Source organism: Burkholderia sp. RF2-non_BP3 (assembly GCF_001522185.1).
Lineage (GTDB): Bacteria > Pseudomonadota > Gammaproteobacteria > Burkholderiales > Burkholderiaceae > Burkholderia > Burkholderia diffusa.
Window position 1 is genome coordinate 243,347 of sequence record NZ_LOSU01000043.1, and the last position, 17,883, is coordinate 261,229.

Genomic DNA, 17,883 nt, shown 5'->3' on the forward strand with positions numbered 1-17,883 from the left:
CTGCCGGATGAAGCGCCAGCGGCGATTTTCTGCATACCGCGGATAAATGCCCGTGAGTTTGCGGGGATATTCGGACTCGCCTACAATCGGACGCTCGGCAGCATTCAACACAGCCTCCCTACATACTCAACGAAGGAATCGCCATGGCTCATACGCTCCCGCCGCTCCCGTACGCTGAAGACGCACTCGCGCCGACCATCTCGAAAGAGACGATCGAGTACCACTACGGCAAGCATCACCAGGCATATGTGACGAACCTGAACAATCTGATCCCGGGCACGGAATTCGAAAACCTGTCGCTGGAAGAGATCGTGAAGAAGTCGTCGGGCGGCATCTTCAACAACGCCGCGCAAATCTGGAACCACACGTTCTTCTGGAACAGCCTGTCGCCGAACGGCGGCGGCGCACCGTCGGGCGCGCTGGGCGACGCGATCAACGCGAAGTGGGGTTCGTACGACGCATTCAAGGAAGCGTTCACGAAGGCCGCGGTCGGCACGTTCGGTTCGGGCTGGGCATGGCTCGTGAAGAAGGCCGACGGTTCGCTCGACATCGTGTCGACGAGCAACGCCGCCACGCCGCTGACGACGGCCGACAAGCCGCTGCTGACGATCGACGTGTGGGAACACGCGTACTACATCGACTACCGCAACGCACGTCCGAAGTTCGTCGAAGCGTTCTGGAACATCGTGAACTGGGACTTCGCAGCGAAGAACTTCGCGTAAGTCCGGGCATCCTGCGCGCCTCCGCGGCGCGCGGCACACCCCAAAAAAAGCCCTCGTCACGAGGGCTTTTTTGCTTTCGGCGGGCGTGAGTCGACGCGCGTCATTCGCCCGATCAAACGATCATCCCCGACAACCAGCCGAGCGCCGCGCTCGCGATCACGACGGCCCACGGCGGCACGCGCCAGAACACGAGCGCGACGAACGCGACGAGCGCGGCCGCGAAGTCGCGCGGCGACACGATCGTGTCGCTCCACACCGGGTGATAGAGCGCGGCGAGCAGCAGCCCGACGACCGCCGCGTTCACGCCCGCGAGCGCGGCCTGCATGTGCGTGCTGCGGCGCAGGCGTTCCCAGAACGGCGCCGTGCCCGCGACGAGCAGGAACGACGGCGCGAAGATCGACACCAGCGCGATCGTCCCGCCGAGCCAGCCGTTCGGCGCGTCGTGCAGCGATGCACCGAGGAAGGCCGAGAACGTGAAGAGCGGCCCCGGCACGGCCTGCGCGACACCATAGCCGGCGAGAAATGCCGAATCCCCGATCCAGCCCGGCGCGACGACGGCCGCTTGCAGCAGCGGCAGCACCACGTGGCCGCCGCCGAACACCAGCGCGCCGGTGCGGAAGAATGCGTCGACGACGGCGAGCGTGTGCGAGCGCAGCGCGCTCGCCGCCACCGGCAGCGCGACGATCAGCGCGGCGAACAGCACGAGCCACAGCACGCCCGCGCGGTGCGACACGTGCAGCGGCAACGGATCGTGGGCGCCGCGCTCGGGCTGCGGCAACAGCATGAGACCGGCGGCGCCTGCCGCGACGATCACGACCACCTGCAGCCACGCGGCCGGGACGAGCAGCGCGATGCAGGCCGCGATCGCCATCAGCGTGACGCGGCGCGCATCCGGACACAGCGTGCGCGCCATGCCCCACACCGCCTGCGCGATCACCGCGACCGACACGATGCGCAACCCGTGCAACGCGCCTGCCGCGACCGGCATGCCCGTCGCGTGGACGCCGAGCGCGAACAGCATCATCAGCAGCGCGGACGGCAGCGTGAAGCCGAGCCATGCGGCGAACATCCCCGCATAGCCCGCGCGCGACAGGCCGATCGCCATCCCGACCTGGCTGCTCGCCGGCCCCGGCAGGAACTGGCACAGGCCGACGAGATCCGCATAGGCGCGCTCGGTCAGCCAGCCGCGCCGCGTGACGAACGCGTCGCGGAAGTAGCCGAGATGCGCGACGGGGCCGCCGAACGACGTGAGGCCGAGCCGCAGGAACGCGACGAATACGGGCCACGCATGGCGGGACGGAGTGGTGACGGTGGACGTGTTCAAGAGCGGATGCGGGGAGGGCGAACGAGCCGCCACGATAGCGCAATGCGATGACGGCGGGAATGCGGCGTGGCGGCGATTGCGCGGCGGCGTCGGGGTGCGGTCAGTGCGTACCGTCGGACAGGCCGCTCGCGCGGCGCAGCGCGTCGACGTCGACGAGTTCGATTTCGCCGACATGCAGCCGCACGATGCCGTCGGCCTGCAGCGCCTTCAGCAGCTGGTTGGTGGTTTGCCGCGTGAGCGACAGCATCGCCGCGAGCTTTTCCTGCGACAGCCGGATGCGCGTGCGGCCGGCGCTGATTCCGCCGTAGCCGTCGGCGATCATCATCAGCCGCGCGGCAAGCCGCTGCGCGGCCGGCATCACGCTCATCGATTCGACGGTCAGGAAGCTCAGCCGGAGCTTTTGCGCCATCAACAGCGCGAGCTGCCGCCAGTATTGCGGCGTCGCGTCGAGCAACGCGAGCAGCGCGGCCTGCGGGACGTGCAGCAGCAGCGTGTCGTCGAGCGCGATCGCGTCGTGCGTGCGCGGCTGGCCGTCGAACAGCGCGATCTCGCCGAACCATGTGACGGGTTCGGCGACCGTCAGCAGCGCTTCCTTGCCCTGCGGATCGACCGCGCCTATGGTGAGGGAACCGGCCAGCACCGCATACAGCCCGCACGGCGGGTCGCCGCGGCGGAACAGCGCTTGGCCGGCCGGCAGGTGCCGCAACGCGGCGCGGGCGAGCAACGCCTCGCGCAACGCGGGCGGCAGCGCGGCGAACCACGGGTGCGCTTCGAGTTGCGGCAGGTACGGGGCGAGCGGCGAGGGCATGGACACGCGATGTCGGGTAGCTGACAGAGGTTGTCGGGCGTGACGCGCATCATAGCGCCCAATGATCGTTCAGGAGACACCATGAAGACGCTCGAGGATCACCTTTCCCAGTATGCGGCCTACCATCGCGACGCGCGCAACATCGCGACGCATCTGGTCGGCATTCCGATGATCGTGTTCGCGGTCGAGGTGCTGCTGTCACGGCCGGCGGTCGGCGTGCTGGCGGGCGTCGCGCTGTCGCCGGCGCTGCTGCTTGCGGTGGCGTTCGCGGTGTTCTACCTGCGTCTCGACCTGCGCTTCGGCTTGGTGATGACCGCGCTGTTCGCGCTCGGCCTGTGGGCCGCGCAGACGCTCGCGGTGCTGCCGACCGCGCAATGGCTCGGGATCGGCATCGGCGCGTTCGTGGTCGGCTGGATCGTGCAGTTCGTCGGGCACTGGTTCGAGGGGCGCAAGCCCGCGTTCGTCGACGACCTGGTCGGCCTGATGGTCGGGCCGCTGTTCGTCGTCGCCGAAGTCGCGTTCTTCGCGGGCCTGCGCGGCGACGTGCGCCGCGAAGTCGAGCGGCGCGCGGGCCCGGTTCACGGCGGCGTGCACTCGCATGTCTGACACGCCGGCCGCGCCGGTCTGCGGGTTCGGCGCATGCTCGACCGATCCGGCCGGCAAAGCCGCCAGGGCCGCCGCGCGGCTCGTGCTCGCCGCATAGGACCCCGCGCCACACCACGCGCGATGCGCAACGGCTAAGATGCGGGATGCGTCGCACGACAGGACGCGTACGCGGAGCAATCGCCATGGTGGATCGCCCGACTCTCGATGCCTACGAAGCCCATGCCGCGCAATACGCGCAGGACTGGCTCGACCAGGCCGCCCCCGACGACATGTATGCGCTGCTCGAGCAGTATTTCTCGCCGGGGCCGACCGCCGACGTCGGCTGCGGCGCGGGGCGCGACACTGCGTGGCTCGCGTCGCAGGGATTCGACGTGCGCGGCTACGATGCGAGCGCGGCGCTGCTCGCCGAGGCACGCTTGCGTCACCCGTCGCTGACGTTCGAACTGGCCGCACTGCCGGCGCTCGCGGGCGTGCCGTCCGGCGCGTTTCGAAACGTGTTGTGCGAGACGGTCGTCATGCATCTCGAGCAGGCCGATGCCGCCGCGGCGGCCGCGCGGCTGGCCGCGCTGCTGATGCCCGGCGGCACGTTGTACCTGAGTTGGCGGGTGGCCGGCAACGGCGCGTTGCGCGACGAGCGCGGCCGCTTGTATACACCGCTCGATTCGGCGCGCATGCACGCGGCGCTGGGCCCCGGCATGCACGTGATCGACGAGCACGAGGTGGTCAGCGCATCGTCCGGCAAGCGCGTGCATCGGCTGATCGCGCGCCGGGACGACGCCATCGATGGCGCCGCATGAGCGCGGCGCGCGAACTCATTCGCGGTTGAGCGCCGCTTCCCAGTTGATGTCGACGCACAGCACCTGCATGCCGGTCGCGGCCGGCGCGGCGATCGATGCGGTCACGCACAGGTGCGCTTCGTTGATCGACAGGTACGGCGGCGTCAGATGCACGCGGCCCGGCGCGCGCATCGCGTGGATGAAGTAGGGGCGGCGCTCCCAGCTCGCGCCTTCCGAATGCAGCAGCGGCCGGAAGCGTTTCGCCCGCTGCGATACGCTGCCGCGCGCGAGCACGTTGTCGCCGATCTGGCGGCCCGATGCGTCGAGCAGGAAGCAGCGCGCGGTTTCCGGCAATCCGAGCACGGCGCCGGCCGCGTCGATCAGCGATTCGCCCGCGACGAGCTTCCGGCTCGCTTCCTCCAGCGCGGCGACATACGGCGCGAGGCGTTCGGCCTGCGTGCGCTCGCGTTGCGCGACGCGCAGCCGCAACGCGGCCGACAGCGTATCCATGCAGCCCGCGGCGGCCTGCGGCTGCACGGGGTCGACGCTCGGCCCCGCGAAGTACTGCCCTTGCACGAAATCGACATCGCATTCGAGCGCGATCAGCGCGTCGCGCTCGGTCGAGAGCCCGCCCATCAGCACGAGCTGGCCGGATTCGTGCAGCAGCGACACGAGCCCCGGCAGCACACGCTCGAGATGCGAGTGTTCGCTCGCCTGGGCGAGGATCCCGCGGTCGAGCGTGACGATGTCGGGATGCAGGTGCCACACGCGGTCGATGTTCGAATGTTTCGCGCCGAAGCCGCCGAGCGCGATCAGGAAGCCGGCCTTGCGCAGGCCGTCGACGATCGCCGCATAGCGCGGCGTCTCGCCGCCTGCCTGCTCGGGCACTTCGAGCACCACGCGATGCGGCGGCAGGCCGAGCGCCTTCAGGTTCGCGAGCAGCGCGTCGCCGTAGACGGTGTCCATCAGCGCGGCCGGATGCAGGCTCAGGAAGAGCCATTCGTCGTGACTGTCGAACGCGTGGAAGTTGCCGAGATGCAGCGATTCGGCGAGCCGGCCGAGCTCGAGCAGGTCGCCGCGCCGCGCCGCCTGCGTGAACACCTCGTGCGACGCGACCTGGCGGCTGTCCTCGTCGTGCGCGCGCAGCGACGCGTGGTAGCCGATCGCGCGGCGGTGCGACACCGAGAAAACGGGCTGGAACACGCTGAACACGGTGTACGCACCGTACAGCACGGTGCGCCGCTTGCCGTCGTCGCCGGCGACGGGGCGGGGCGGCTGAAAGCCGGGTGGATCGATGTCGATCATGCTCATGATGTCGGCCGAAGGAAGACTGCCAGTTTACCTACAGAATAGGCGAGCAAGAAGCATGCACGGCATCGGGCCCCGTGCGAACGCCCCGTCGCGGTCGCCGGGCGCCGCGCGGCGCAGCCATGCTGCACCGACATGGTGCGCGGCGCGCCGTCGTGGGGTTTCCCGGCACGACGCGCGTCGTGCGTCACGCGCGCTCGGACGGATCGGTCTTGTGCTGCGCGCGGGCGCGGATCTCGGGCGCGAGCTGCGCGAAGATCCACGCGGACGCGGCCGTGATGATCCCGACGCAGATGAAGGTCGCGTGGAACGCCGGCAGCGTGTTGCTCGGCGTCACGGTGCGCAGCATTCCGGTGAAGGTGGCGAGCAGCGCGCCCGCGACCGTGACGCCGAGGCTCATCGACAGCATCTGCACGAGCGAGAACAGGCTGTTGCCGCTGCTCGCGCCGCCGGTGCCGAGATCCTTCAGCGTCAGCGTGTTCATCGCGGTGAACTGCATCGAGTTGAAACCGCCGAACAGCGCGAGATGGACGACCTTCACCCACACGGGCACCGTGTCGCGCATCAGCGCGAAGCTCGCCATCATCACGCCGACCATGATCGTGTTCACGAGCAGTACCTTGCGGTAGCCGTGCTGCGTGATCAGCCGCGTGATGATCCGCTTCGAGAACATCCCGGCCGCCGCGACCGGCAGCATCATCAGCCCGGCCTCGAATGCCGAATAGCCGAGGCTCACCTGCAGCAGCAGCGGGATCAGGTACGGCATCGCGCCGCTGCCGATCCGCGCGAACAGGTTGCCGAGCAGGCCCACGCTGAACGTGTGGATCTTGAACAGTTCGAGCGAGAAGATCGGCTGCGGCGCGCGCACCGCGTACAGCCCGTACGCGACGAAGCACGCGAGGCTCAGGATCAGCAGCACGAGCACGGCCGCGTGCTGCATGCCGAGATCGGCGAGCCCGTCGAGCGACAGCGAGATCGCGACCATCCCGATCGTCAGCAGCAGATAGCCCTTCAGGTCGAAGCGGCCGACGGCCGGGTTGCGCGCGTCGGGCATCGAGTAGAACGTCGCGACGCAGCCGGCGACGCCGACCGGCACGTTGATCAGGAAGATCCAGTGCCACGACGCGATCTTCACGAGCCAGCCGCCGAGCGTCGGCCCGATCAGCGGACCGATCAGCCCGGGTACCGCGACGAACGACAGCGCGGCCAGGTAGCGTTCGGCCGGGAACGTGCGCAGCACGGCGAGCCGCCCGACCGGCAACAGCATCGCGCCGCCCACCCCCTGCACGACGCGGAACACGACGAGCTGCGACAGCGTATGCGCGTTCGCGCACAGCAACGAACCGAGCGAGAACACCAGGATCGCGCTGAAGAACACGCGCCGCGTGCCGAACGTGTCGGCGAGCCAGCCCGAGACGGGAATCATCACCGCCATCGTCAGCGAGTATGCGATCACGACCGACTGCATCCGCAACGGCGATTCGCCGAGGCTCGCGGCCATCGACGGCAGCGCCGTGTTGACGATCGTCGCATCGAGCGTCTGCATGAAGAAGCCCGTCGCAACGAGCCAGAGCATCACGGTGAGGTTCTTTTCGCCGGGAGCGGCGGCGGGCGGGCGTTGGAACATGGGGACGGACCGAGGGCGCGGGACAGCCGCCATTGTAGGCAAAGCCGCCGTCCCACGCAGGATCGGCAACGGGTGCGCCGGACGCCCGTCCGTGAACCGGCCGGTACAGTTCAGCCGAAAGTGTCCGCAGGCGTATCTGTCCGTGTGTTGCCGCTGTCCGAAATACTGGTGTCATCGAACCCACGCGACCCGGAGGCGGCCATGCGAGAACTGCGACTCTACGAGATGGACGGCAACGAGCCGGCCGGGCGGTGGCGGATCGTCGATCGCACCGCGCTGCAGGTCGCGGACGGCGATCTGTGGGTGACGATCGAGGGCCGGCCCGACGATCACTGGCTGCGCGCCGGCGAGACGCTGGCGCTGCTGCCCGGCATGCGCGTATGGATCAGCGCGGCGGCGGGCGGCGCGGTGTTCGCGTTCGGCCCTCAGGCGGCGCCGGCCCCGCAGGCCGCGCCGATCGCGTGGCGACGGTTCGCCGCCGCGTGGCGCGGCGGCCGTGGTCAGGCAGCCGCGTCGCTGCCGATGTAGCGCGCGCGGGGCCGGATCAGCTTGCCGTCCGCATATTGTTCGAGCGCGTGCGCGATCCAGCCCGCGGTGCGGCCGGCCGCGAACAGCGTGAACGCGGCGCCGTCCGGCAGCGCGAGCGTGCGTTCCAGCACCGCGAGCGCGAAATCGATCGACGGTCGCAGGCCGGTCGCGGCCTCGACACGCGCGGCGAGCGCACGGGCCATGCGCAGCGGCGTCCGGTCGGGCAGCATCGCGTGCAGCGCATCGAGCAACGCGCGGGCGCGCGGGTCACCGTCGGGATAGAGCGGGTGCGCGAAACCGGACAGCGCGGTGCGCGCACCGTCCGCCCGTTCGTCGTGCGCGACGCGCAGCGCGAGGTAGCGGTCGAGGTCGGCGGCGCGCGCCGCTTCGTCGAGCAGCGCGCCCGCGCGGAACGTCTCGCCGCCGTGGCGCGGGCCCGACAGCGCCGCGAGCCCGCCCGCGATCGCACCGAACAGGTGAGTGCCGGTCGACGCGATGCAGCGCACCGCAAAGGTCGACGGGTTCAGTTCATGATCGGCGCACAGCACGAGCGCGCGGCGCAGCAGGTAGGCTTCGTCGCGTCGCCGCAGCCGCCACGCCGCGGCGAGCTGCCGATGCACGGGGGCGTCGCCCGGCGCGATGCCGGCCAGCGCGGCCGTCGTCACGCGCAGCAGCAGCGTGGCCGCGTCGAACTGCGCGTCGCGCCCCTGCGCCCACAGGCGCGGCAGCGACGCGGCCGCGGCGGGGAGCAGCACCAGCGTGCGCTCGAGCGGCGCGAGATGTGCCCAGCGGCGAGCCCAGTCGTCCCACTGCGCGGTGTCGAATCCGGTCGACGCGAGCGATGCCGCGCCAAGCCGCGCGGGCGGACAATCCCACAGCAGTGCGGCCGCTTCCTCGAGCGTCGCGTCGTTCGCGAGTGCGATCGCATCGGCGCCGCGATAGTGCAGGCGGCCGTCGGCGATCTGCGTGATCCGCGATTCGAGCACGGGCACGCCCCAGTCGAGCGAGCGTTCGGCGACGCCGCCCGCGCGTTTCGCATCGGCGCGGCGGCGTGCGAGCAGGCGCACCTCGTCCGCGTCGTAGCGGCGGCGCTTGCTCGCGCCGTCGGGCAGCGAGTGCAGCAGGCCGCGGCTCACATACGCGTAAAGGGTGCTCACGCTGACACCGAGGATGCCGGCGGCTTCCGGTGCGCTGAGGGACGTCATGCCGATCGCTCCTGTCGGGGCGCATGAAGCGCGGCCCGGCTACAACTATTCGTTATGCATTGATTCGCGCAATCAAGATTGATCGCGCCCGTCGCGAATTCTAGACTCGAATCCGTCTCCTCAACGGTTCGCTTCCACCATGACACCCGAACTCGCATTGACCCGCTTGTGGCAACTCGCGCACGGCGAGCCCGGCGCGCTGGCCCGCGCGGCCGTGATGGGGCAGGACCCGACGCTGCCGTCGACGTTCCACGTCGGCACGCTCGCCGCGGCGACGATCGCGGCAGCCGGGCTCGCGGCGGCGGAATGCCACCGGCTGCGCACGGGCATCGCGCAGCGCGTCGACGTATCGATGCGCGACGCGCTCGTCGCATTCCGGAGCGAACGCTACCTGCGCGTGGACGACGGCCTGCCGCCCGAGCCGCGCCATCCGGTGACGGGCTTCTACGACACGCGCGACGGACGCTGGATCCAGCTGCATGCGAACTTTCCGCATCACCTGCACGGGATTCTCGACGTGCTCGGCTGCGGCCCGCAGCGTGACGACGTTGCGGCCGCGATCCGCACATGGGACGGCGCGGCGCTCGATACCGCGCTGGCCGAGGCCGGCCTGTGCGCGGCATTGATCAGAACCCCTGACGAATGGGTGGCGCACGACCAGGCACGCGCGCTCGCGTCGCTGCCGTTGTTCGAGATCGAGCGGATCGGCGACGCGCCCGTCGAGGCGATCGGCCGCGGCGAGCCCGACCAGCCGCTCGCGGGCGTGCGCGTGCTCGATCTCACGCGCATCATCGCGGGGCCGGTCGCGGGCCGCACGCTGGCATCGCACGGTGCGCAGACGCTGCTCGTCAACGGTCCGCACCTGCCGAACATCGCATCGCTCGTGATCGACAACGGGCGCGGCAAGCGTTCGACGTGGATCGACCTGCGCGAGGCGGCCGGCGTTGCCACGCTGCGCGAACTCGCACGCGATGCCGATGTATTCCTGCAGGCTTATCGCCCCGGCGCGCTCGCGGCGCGCGGGTTCTCTCCGCAGGCGCTGGCGGAATTGCGGCCCGGCATCGTGTGCGTGTCGGTATCCGCGTACGGGCATGCGGGGCCGTGGTCGATGCGGCGCGGCTTCGACAGCCTCGTGCAGTCGGCGAGCGGTATCGCCTGGCACGAGCAGCATGCCGCGCACGCGGACGGCCCGCGCCATTTGCCGTGCCAGGCGCTCGATCATGCGACGGGCTATCTCGCGGCGTTCGGCGCGATGATCGCGCTCGCGCGCCGTGCGACGGAAGGCGGGAGCTGGCACGTGCGGCTGTCGCTCGCGCAGACGGGGCGCTGGCTGCAATCGTTCGGCACGGTGCCGGACGGCCTGCATGCACCGGATTTCACGTTCGACGACGTGCGCGACCGGATCGACCGGACCGCTTCGCCGTTCGGCGTGATCGATGCCGTGCGTCCGGCCGAATGCCTGTCGGCGACACCGCCGCGATTCACGCGGCCGCCCGTGCCGCTCGGCACGGACGAAGCGCGCTGGCGATGAGCGCCGGCGGCGCCGCGCGCATTACTTGCGCAGCTCGACGACGAAGTCGTAGTAGTCGTTGCGGCAGTAGGTATCGGTGAGCTCGATCGCGCGCTGGTCGGCCGTATAGCCGATTCGCGTGATCAGCAGCAGCGCGTCGTGCGGCGCGATGCCCATCTGCTGCGCGATCTCGTCGGTCGCGTTGACCGCGCGGAAATGCTGCAGCGCGCGCACGATCGGCGTGCCGCGTGCTTCGAGATAGCTGTACAGCGACCCGCCGATCGCTTGCGGATCGGGAATCAGCGTGGCGGGAAACGTCGAGTTCTCGACGGCCATCACGATGCCGTCGGCGAGGCGCAGGCGTTTCAGCCGTGTAACCGATGCGGCCGGCGACAGGCCGAGCTGGATGACTTCGTCGCGGTTCGCCGGCTGAATCTCGCGTTCGAGCCATTGCGAGCTCGGCTTGAAGCCACGGCGCTCGAGCATCTCGCTGAAGCTCGACAGCCGCGACAGCGGATCCTCGTAGCGCGGCTGGATGAAGTTGCCGGCGCCTTGCGTGCGGCGGATCAAGCCCTGCTCGACGAGCAGCGCGATCGCCTTGCGCGCGGTGATGCGCGACACGCCGAGCGCTTCGGACAGCACGCGTTCGGACGGCAGCGCCTCGCCGGCCGCCCAGCGATTGTCGTGGATCGCGTCGCCGAGCTTGCGGGCGAGCTGCAGGTAGAGCGGCGTATCGTTCTCGGGGTCGGGGCGCAGGTCCTGCCAGCGGTCGTCCGTGGGTGCCTTCATGGAATGGGTATCGATCAGATTGCCGGCCATTCTAAGTCATCATGCGGCGCCGTTATATCCGGTTTTTGCCGTGCAGCAGGTGGACGCCGCACCGATTGACTACACTGATGCGTCGTATTCGATGCTACGGCCGCGGGTGCGCGGCCACCAATCCGCAGCGAGGAGCGCATGACAGACACGATCGCCACGGTCGTCCTGCCGGACGGCGAGACCATTCCGAAGCTCGGCCTGGGCACATGGGAAATGGGCGAGCGGCCCGCGCGTCGCGCGGACGAGATCGCCGCATTGCGCGAAGGTATCGCGCTCGGGATGACGCTGGTCGATACCGCGGAGATGTACGGCGACGGCGCGACCGAGGTGCTCGTCGGGGAGGCGCTGACCGGATTGCGCGACGGCGTGTTCCTTGTCAGCAAGGTGTATCCGCATCATGCGAGCCGGCGGGGCGTCGTCGCCGCGTGCGAAGCGAGCCTCAAGCGTTTGCGTACCGACCGTCTCGACCTGTACCTGCTGCACTGGCGTGGTTCGGTGCCGCTCGAGGAGACGGTCGAGGGATTCGAGGCGCTGCGGCGCGCGGGCAAGATCCGCCATTGGGGTGTCAGCAACTTCGATACGGCCGACATGGCGGAACTCGTCGACGAGGCGGGCGGCGGCGCGTGCGCGACCAACCAGATCCTCTACAACGTCGCGCGGCGCGGCCCGGAATTCGATCTGCTGCCATGGCTTGCCAAGCATCGGATGCCGGCGATGGCATACAGCCCGGTCGATCACGGGCGGCTGCCGAAGCGTTCGCCGCTCGACGAGATCGCGCGGCAACGCGGTGTGTCGGTGATGCGCGTCGCGCTTGCCTGGGTGCTCGCGCGGCCGGGTGTATTCGCGATCCCGAAGGCATCGCGGATCGAACATGTCCGCGACAATCGCGCGGCGCTCGATCTCGTGTTGAGCGATGACGAGCGCGCGCAAGTCGACGGCTATTTCCGTCCGCCGCGCAGCAAGCGCGCGCTCGAAATGCTCTGACCGTACCGGGTCAGGCGATGCGTCGATCAGTGGCCATGGCCACCGGCCGAGCCGCCGTTGCCGCCGGCGCCGCCATTGCCGTTCCCGACACCGTTGGCACCGCCGTTGCCGGCGCCGCCGCTCCCGTTGCCATTACCGTTGCCGCCGCCGTTGCCGTGGCCACCGTTGCCACCGTTGCCGCTGCCGCCGCCGGTGCCGCTGCCGCCACCATTGCCGTGACCGCCGTTGCCACCGCCGGTACCGCCGCCGCCGTTGCCGCTGCCGCCACCATTACCGTTGCCGCCGCCACCGTTGCCACCGCCGGTACCGCCGCTGCCGCCGCCACCGTTGCCACCGCCGCTGCCACCGCCGGTACCGCCACCATTGCCGTGACCGCCGTTGCCACCGCCGGTACCGCCACCGCTGCCGCCGCCGTTGCCGCTGCCGCCACCATTACCGTGACCGCCGTTGCCGCCGCCGCTGCCGCCACCATTACCGTGACCACCACCGCCGCCGCCGCTACCGCCGCTGCCGCCGCCGTTACTACCGCCCCCATGCCCACCCGAGGAGCCGCCGCCCGAGGAGCCGCCGCCCGAGGAGCCGCCGCCCGAGGAGCCGCCGCCCGAGGAGCCGCCACCCGAGGAGCCGCCGCCCGAGGAGCCGCCACCCGAGGAGCCGCCGCCCGAGGAGCCGCCGCCCGAGGAGCCGCCACCCGAGGAGCCGCCGCCCGAGGAGCCACCACCCGAGGAGCCACCACCCGAGGAGCCGCCGCCCGAGGAGCCGCCGCCCGAGGAGCCGCCGCCCGAGGAGCCGCCGCCCGAGGAGCCACCACCCGAGGAACCGCCACCCGAAGTGCCGTTACCCGAGGTCCCGCCGCCTTTACCCCCGTTGCCCGATGCACCGCCGCTACGACCTGTTCCGCTCGTACCACCGGATGTCGCCCCGATCGATCCACCGACGCCCGCAGGCCCGACGGCGCCGCTTCCGCCATTCCCGCTGTTCCCCGGACTGCTACCGCCAGAGGTACTTCCGGCACCGCTGCCCACAGCGCCGCGGCCGGCATATATGTGTACCGCGCAAGCAGCCGGACCGGCGGCGCAGGACGCCGAGTCCTCGGCGAGCATCATGACGGGGTCTGCGCTGGCGGTCGGGTCGGACGCGACGTCGGGCATCGAGTCCTGAGCAATCGCGTAAGAACAGCAGCACGCAAACGCGGCTGCGGCCAGCAGGGTCGTGCGATAGCACCGTCCCGCCGTGCGGGACCGTTGATTCGTTATGCTCATTATTGATCTCCCCGATGCGCGCGATGCCTCGTCACGCGCGACCATCAACGTGTGATGCAGGGGACCAGCAACGATGCATTGTCGTATCGGCGGCCGATGCGTGTCGGACTGGCGTCGGAGGCCAGCCGGGAACACGAATCGGCCCGCGGGCCCGCCGTGCGAATCTCTAACTGCGAGATTCGTGCCAACGGCCGGCCGTGTCCGTGGCGCAAGGCGCGCACGTATCGCGTGACAGCGCGTGATACGCCGTCGTGAGCTTTTTGTTTCCGAAATGAAACGTCTGACTAGTTCTATCGCGCCGTCGTGTCGGCAGCGCGCGGCCAGCGGTGGCAGAGGATCGACGCGATCCAGGCGACGAGAAACAGCGCGACGATGCCGTAACCGATCGCGCCGAAGCGCGCGCCAAGCGCGTCGAGCACATCGCGTACGGGGCCCGTCAGCGACAGCTTGTCGGCGAGCAGGCCGGCGGCCTCGATCCCGCCGACCGCCAGTGCGACGGCCGCCGACAGCAGCGTGATGCTCGCGTTATAGAGCAGCTTGCGCCGCGGATCGTCCATCGCCCAGCCGTACGCATGGATCATCAGCACATTGTCGGTCGAGTCGATCAGCGTCATGCCGGCCGCGAACAGCGCGGGAAACAACATGACCGAATGGATCGGCAGCGCATGGCTCGCCTGCGTGGCCGCGATCGCGAGCAACGCGATTTCTGTTGCAGTATCGAAACCGAGGCCGAACAGCACGCCGACCGGATACATGTGCCAGCTTCTCGACACGAACCGGAACAGCGGGCGCAGCAGCCGCGATACGAGGCCGCTCGCGCGATGCGTGTGCGCGGCGCCGTGAGCCGCGTCCGGTGCGCCGCGATAGCGCCGCCACACGTCGCGCAGGATCGCCAGGTTCATGCACGCGAGCACGAGCAGGAAGGTCGCGGACACCGCCGTGCCGATCGTGCCGCCGATCTCGCGGAATGCGTCGAAGCGGTCGCGCAGCGCGAACGCGCTCAGCGCGATACCGAGCGTCGCGACGAACACGATCGTCGAGTGGCCGAGCGAGAAGAACAGGCCGACCGTCACCGGACGCTGGCCGTCCTGCATCAGCTTGCGCGTCGCGACGTCGATCGCGGCGATGTGATCGGCGTCGACCGCATGACGCAGCCCGAGCCCGTACGCGATCGCGGCGGTGCCCAGCAGCAGCGGATGGTCGTGCAGCACCGCGAGCGCCCACAGCCAGACGGCGACATTTGCGGCGATGAGGCCGGCACACAGCATCAGCAGACGGCGCAGGGCAGGGGTGGGCGGCATCGGGGTGGTTCCATCGGACGAATCGCGATGCATTGTGGCATGCGCAAAAATGGCCTGGCGTGCCGATCAAAAACGGCGTCGGGGCGTCGGCCACCCAGCCGTGCCGCGTCGGACGGACGAAAAAAAGGCCCGTCCGGAACCGGACGGGCCTGAGGTCTGCGCGCAGCAGGGCGCGCACCCCGCGCTTACTTCACTTTCGCGTTGATCACGCCTTCCGACACGTTCGCCGGCGTTTCCGCGTACTGCTTGAACTCCATCGTGTACGTCGCACGACCTTGCGTCGCCGAGCGCAGCGACGTCGAATAGCCGAACATCTCGGCAAGCGGCACCTCGGCGCGCACCAGCTTGCCGCCGCCGCCCGCGATGTCCTCCATCCCCTGCACGATGCCGCGCCGGCTCGACAGGTCGCCCATCACGTTGCCCATGAAGTCCTCGGGCGTCTCGACCTCGACCGCCATCATCGGCTCGAGCAGCACCGGCTTCGCGCGGCGCATCGCTTCCTTGAATGCCATCGAGCCGGCCATCCGGAACGCGTTTTCGTTCGAGTCGACGTCGTGGTACGAGCCGAACGTCAGGTGCACCTTCACGTCGACGACCGGGTAGCCCGCGAGCACGCCGCTCTTCAGCGTTTCGATGATGCCCTTGTCGACGGCCGGGATGAATTCGCGCGGAATCACGCCGCCCTTGATCTCGTCGAGGAACTCGTAGCCCTTGCCGGGGTTCGGCTCCAGCGTGATCACCGCATGCCCGTACTGGCCGCGCCCGCCCGACTGCTTGACGAACTTGCCTTCGACATCGGCCGCCGTCGTGCGCACCGTTTCGCGATACGCGACCTGCGGCTTGCCGACCGTCGCCTCGACGCCGAACTCGCGCTTCATCCGGTCGACCAGGATTTCGAGGTGCAGCTCGCCCATCCCCGAGATGATCGTCTGGCCGGATTCCTCGTCGGTCTGCACGCGGAACGACGGATCTTCCTGCGCGAGACGGTTCAGCGCGAGGCCCATCTTTTCCTGGTCGGCCTTCGTCTTCGGCTCGACCGCCTGCGAGATCACCGGCTCCGGGAATTCCATCTTCTCGAGGATGATCGGCTTGGCCGGATCGCACAGCGTGTCGCCCGTCGTCGCTTCCTTCAGGCCGACCGCCGCCGCGATGTCGCCCGCGCGCACTTCCTTGATTTCCTTGCGCTCGTTCGCGTGCATCTGCAGGATCCGGCCGAGCCGCTCCTTCTTGTCCTTCGTCGCGTTCAGGACCGTGTCGCCCGATTCGACGACGCCCGAATACACGCGGAAGAAGATCAGCTGGCCGACGAACGGGTCGGTCATGATCTTGAACGCGAGCGACGAGAACGGCTCGTCGTCGCTCGGATGACGTTCCGCCGGCTTCTCCGGATCGTGGAAGTCGTGGCCGAGGATCGCGGGCACGTCGACCGGCGACGGCAGATAGTCGATCACCGCGTCGAGCATCGCCTGCACGCCCTTGTTCTTGAACGCGCTGCCGCACAGCATCGGCACGATCTCGTTGGCGATCGTGCGCTGGCGCAGCGCGGCCTTGATCTCGTCCTCGGTCAGCGATTCATGGTCGTGCAGGTACTTCTCGAGCAGTTCCTCGCTGGCTTCCGCGGCGGCTTCGACCATCTTCTCGCGCCATTCGTGCGCGAGCTCGACGAGATTCGCCGGGATGTCCTCGTACGTGAATTTCACGCCCTGGCTTTCGTCGTCCCAGACGATCGCCTTCATCTTCACGAGATCGACGACGCCCTGGAAATGATCTTCCGCGCCGATCGGAATCTGGATCGGCACGGCGACGCCCTTCAGGCGCTCGCCGATCTGGCGCTGCACGCGGAAGAAGTCCGCGCCGACGCGGTCCATCTTGTTGACGAACGCAATGCGCGGCACCTTGTACTTGTTCGCCTGGCGCCAGACGGTCTCGGATTGCGGCTGCACGCCGCCGACCGAGTCGTAGACCATGCACGCACCGTCGAGCACGCGCATCGAGCGCTCGACCTCGATCGTGAAGTCGACGTGCCCGGGGGTGTCGATGATGTTGATCCGGTGTTCCGGATAGTTGCCGGCCATGCCCTTCCAGAAGGCCGTGGTCGCGGCCGACGTGATCGTGATGCCGCGTTCCTGCTCCTGCTCCATCCAGTCCATCGTGGCCGCGCCGTCGTGCACTTCACCGATCTTGTGGCTCACGCCGGTGTAAAACAGGATGCGCTCGGTCGTCGTGGTCTTGCCGGCATCGATGTGAGCACTGATCCCGATATTGCGATAGCGCTCGATGGGGGTTTTGCGGGGCACGTGAACCTCCTGGTGGTTCGGATCGTAAGCGGGCCGGCTGCACCGGCCCGGGCTGGAACTAGCGAGATTTAAAGCATAGCGCTTGTCCGTGGCTTTTGCAGATGCGGGCACCATTGGCCGAATCAAGGCGCGCGTCGCCGTCGGCCGGCGAAAAAAAACCGGCGCCCAACACAAGAATGGGCGGCCGGCTTCGGTCGACGTGCGGCGGCGCCGCGGCAATGGCCGTTACTGGGCCTTGGGCAGGCCTTCGAGCTTCATGCCCGGCTTGATGCCCTTCGCCGCGAACCAGCCCTTGCTCATTTCGAGCGCATAGACGCCGTTGTTGCGCGGGCAGTGGTTGTCGGTCGTCTCGGCCTTCATCTCGTCGATGTCGGTGATCGTGCCGTCCGCGCGGATGAACGCGATCGACAGCGGGATCAGCGTGTTCTTCATCCAGAAGCAGTGCACGGCGTTCTCGTTGAACACGAACAGCATGCCTTCGTTCGGCGCGAGCTGCGACCGGTACATCAGCCCCTGTTCGCGGTCGGCGTCGTTTGCGGCGACGGCCGCGTCGATCACGTACATGCCGGCGCGCAGCTTCGCGCGCGGGAACTCGCTCGGCTGCTTGGCGCCGGGCGGCATCTGCGCGTGGGCGGTCTGCATGCCGAGCGCGAGGACGGCGAGCGCGGCGGGAAACACGGCGGCGCGCGCAAGGCGGCCGAGCGACGAGCGCAGGGAGAATCGCACAGCAGGGCTCCTATCGGGAAAACGAGACCCGCATGGTACGCGAAGCGCGCCGGCGGGCATAAAAAAGAAAAAGGCAGATC

General features: G+C 69.1%; 16 protein-coding genes. 6 read left to right on the plus strand and 10 right to left on the minus strand.

What is annotated here, in order from left to right:
• Positions 1-143 precede the first annotated feature (143 nt).
• Complete coding sequence (gene sodB / locus WS45_RS23035; protein ID WP_044848579.1) at positions 144-722, plus strand: superoxide dismutase [Fe]; 579 nt, start codon at positions 144-146, stop codon at positions 720-722.
• A 112-nt stretch (positions 723-834) separates the two neighbouring features.
• Here the strand turns inward: sodB and chrA are convergent, their stop codons facing one another.
• Entirely contained in the window at positions 835-2,046 is a 1,212-nt protein-coding gene (gene chrA / locus WS45_RS23040) for a chromate efflux transporter (protein WP_059701835.1), read from the minus strand.
• A 100-nt stretch (positions 2,047-2,146) separates the two neighbouring features.
• Positions 2,147-2,854, minus strand: coding sequence for a Crp/Fnr family transcriptional regulator (locus tag WS45_RS23045; protein WP_059701837.1), 708 nt, complete (start codon positions 2,852-2,854; stop codon positions 2,147-2,149).
• An 81-nt stretch (positions 2,855-2,935) separates the two neighbouring features.
• Between WS45_RS23045 and WS45_RS23050 the strand changes: the two genes are divergently transcribed.
• Both WS45_RS23050 and WS45_RS23055 read left to right on the plus strand, forming a co-directional pair.
• Positions 2,936-3,460 carry an Mpo1 family 2-hydroxy fatty acid dioxygenase gene (locus WS45_RS23050; RefSeq protein WP_059701839.1) on the plus strand — a complete coding sequence of 175 codons (525 nt, stop codon included), beginning with the start codon at positions 2,936-2,938 and terminating at the stop codon, positions 3,458-3,460.
• 182 nt (positions 3,461-3,642) lie between these two features.
• The gene (locus WS45_RS23055) at positions 3,643-4,257 is read left to right on the plus strand and encodes a class I SAM-dependent methyltransferase (protein WP_059690566.1); all 615 of its coding nucleotides are present in this window, start codon (positions 3,643-3,645) and stop codon (positions 4,255-4,257) included.
• Between the two features lie 15 nt (positions 4,258-4,272).
• Here the strand turns inward: WS45_RS23055 and WS45_RS23060 are convergent, their stop codons facing one another.
• Together WS45_RS23060 and mdtD are read right to left on the minus strand one after the other, a co-directional pair.
• Entirely contained in the window at positions 4,273-5,547 is a 1,275-nt protein-coding gene (locus WS45_RS23060; protein WP_059527773.1) for an EAL domain-containing protein, read from the minus strand.
• Positions 5,548-5,731: 184 nt separating this feature from the next.
• On the minus strand, positions 5,732-7,171 hold the full coding sequence (gene mdtD, locus WS45_RS23065; RefSeq protein WP_059527770.1) for a multidrug transporter subunit MdtD: 1,440 nt from the start codon (positions 7,169-7,171) through the stop codon (positions 5,732-5,734).
• Between the two features lie 201 nt (positions 7,172-7,372).
• Here mdtD and WS45_RS23070 point away from each other — a divergent pair, with 201 nt between their 5' ends.
• Positions 7,373-7,699, plus strand: coding sequence for a DUF2917 domain-containing protein (locus WS45_RS23070; protein WP_059701841.1), 327 nt, complete (start codon positions 7,373-7,375; stop codon positions 7,697-7,699).
• Here WS45_RS23070 and WS45_RS23075 read toward each other — a convergent pair.
• Positions 7,672-8,904, minus strand: coding sequence for a citrate/2-methylcitrate synthase (locus WS45_RS23075; RefSeq protein WP_059701843.1), 1,233 nt, complete (start codon positions 8,902-8,904; stop codon positions 7,672-7,674). The genes WS45_RS23070 and WS45_RS23075 overlap by 28 nt on opposite strands.
• 139 nt (positions 8,905-9,043) lie before the next feature.
• Between WS45_RS23075 and WS45_RS23080 the strand changes: the two genes are divergently transcribed.
• A complete protein-coding gene (locus WS45_RS23080) occupies positions 9,044-10,435 on the plus strand; it encodes a CoA transferase (protein WP_059701845.1) in 1,392 nt (463 codons plus the stop codon).
• A 21-nt stretch (positions 10,436-10,456) separates the two neighbouring features.
• Here WS45_RS23080 and WS45_RS23085 read toward each other — a convergent pair whose 3' ends face one another.
• The gene (locus WS45_RS23085) at positions 10,457-11,203 is read right to left on the minus strand and encodes a GntR family transcriptional regulator (RefSeq protein WP_059528318.1); all 747 of its coding nucleotides are present in this window, start codon (positions 11,201-11,203) and stop codon (positions 10,457-10,459) included.
• Between the two features lie 168 nt (positions 11,204-11,371).
• Between WS45_RS23085 and WS45_RS23090 the strand changes: the two genes are divergently transcribed.
• Positions 11,372-12,217 (plus strand): aldo/keto reductase, encoded by an 846-nt coding sequence (locus tag WS45_RS23090; protein WP_059701847.1) that lies wholly within the window; start codon positions 11,372-11,374, stop codon positions 12,215-12,217.
• Positions 12,218-12,243: 26 nt separating this feature from the next.
• Here WS45_RS23090 and WS45_RS35890 read toward each other — a convergent pair whose 3' ends face one another.
• From WS45_RS35890 to WS45_RS23110, 4 genes are all read right to left on the minus strand, one after another.
• The gene (locus tag WS45_RS35890; RefSeq protein WP_218921640.1) at positions 12,244-13,323 is read right to left on the minus strand and encodes a hypothetical protein; all 1,080 of its coding nucleotides are present in this window, start codon (positions 13,321-13,323) and stop codon (positions 12,244-12,246) included.
• 446 nt (positions 13,324-13,769) lie between these two features.
• Entirely contained in the window at positions 13,770-14,780 is a 1,011-nt protein-coding gene (locus WS45_RS23100) for a HoxN/HupN/NixA family nickel/cobalt transporter (protein WP_059701849.1), read from the minus strand.
• A 185-nt stretch (positions 14,781-14,965) separates the two neighbouring features.
• Complete coding sequence (gene fusA / locus WS45_RS23105; protein WP_059692211.1) at positions 14,966-17,077, minus strand: elongation factor G; 2,112 nt, start codon at positions 17,075-17,077, stop codon at positions 14,966-14,968.
• A gap of 225 nt (positions 17,078-17,302) precedes the next feature.
• On the minus strand, positions 17,303-17,803 hold the full coding sequence (locus WS45_RS23110; RefSeq protein WP_059465624.1) for a DUF192 domain-containing protein: 501 nt from the start codon (positions 17,801-17,803) through the stop codon (positions 17,303-17,305).
• Positions 17,804-17,883: the final 80 nt, after the last annotated feature.

Bases quoted from the DNA above. Each gene is read 5' to 3' on its own strand.
- WS45_RS23080 (WP_059701845.1), top strand. From the start codon at position 9,044: ATGACACCCGAACTCGCATTGACCCGCTTGTGGCAACTCGCGCACGGC.
- WS45_RS23090 (WP_059701847.1), top strand. From the start codon at position 11,372: ATGACAGACACGATCGCCACGGTCGTCCTGCCGGACGGCGAGACCATT.
- WS45_RS23070 (WP_059701841.1), top strand. From the start codon at position 7,373: ATGCGAGAACTGCGACTCTACGAGATGGACGGCAACGAGCCGGCCGGG.
- WS45_RS35890 (WP_218921640.1), bottom strand. From the start codon at position 13,323: ATGATGCTCGCCGAGGACTCGGCGTCCTGCGCCGCCGGTCCGGCTGCT.
- mdtD (WP_059527770.1), bottom strand. From the start codon at position 7,171: ATGTTCCAACGCCCGCCCGCCGCCGCTCCCGGCGAAAAGAACCTCACC.
- WS45_RS23055 (WP_059690566.1), top strand. From the start codon at position 3,643: ATGGTGGATCGCCCGACTCTCGATGCCTACGAAGCCCATGCCGCGCAA.
- WS45_RS23100 (WP_059701849.1), bottom strand. From the start codon at position 14,780: ATGCCGCCCACCCCTGCCCTGCGCCGTCTGCTGATGCTGTGTGCCGGC.
- WS45_RS23050 (WP_059701839.1), top strand. From the start codon at position 2,936: ATGAAGACGCTCGAGGATCACCTTTCCCAGTATGCGGCCTACCATCGC.
- WS45_RS23045 (WP_059701837.1), bottom strand. From the start codon at position 2,854: ATGCCCTCGCCGCTCGCCCCGTACCTGCCGCAACTCGAAGCGCACCCG.
- WS45_RS23085 (WP_059528318.1), bottom strand. From the start codon at position 11,203: ATGAAGGCACCCACGGACGACCGCTGGCAGGACCTGCGCCCCGACCCC.
- WS45_RS23075 (WP_059701843.1), bottom strand. From the start codon at position 8,904: ATGACGTCCCTCAGCGCACCGGAAGCCGCCGGCATCCTCGGTGTCAGC.
- sodB (WP_044848579.1), top strand. From the start codon at position 144: ATGGCTCATACGCTCCCGCCGCTCCCGTACGCTGAAGACGCACTCGCG.
- WS45_RS23060 (WP_059527773.1), bottom strand. From the start codon at position 5,547: ATGAGCATGATCGACATCGATCCACCCGGCTTTCAGCCGCCCCGCCCC.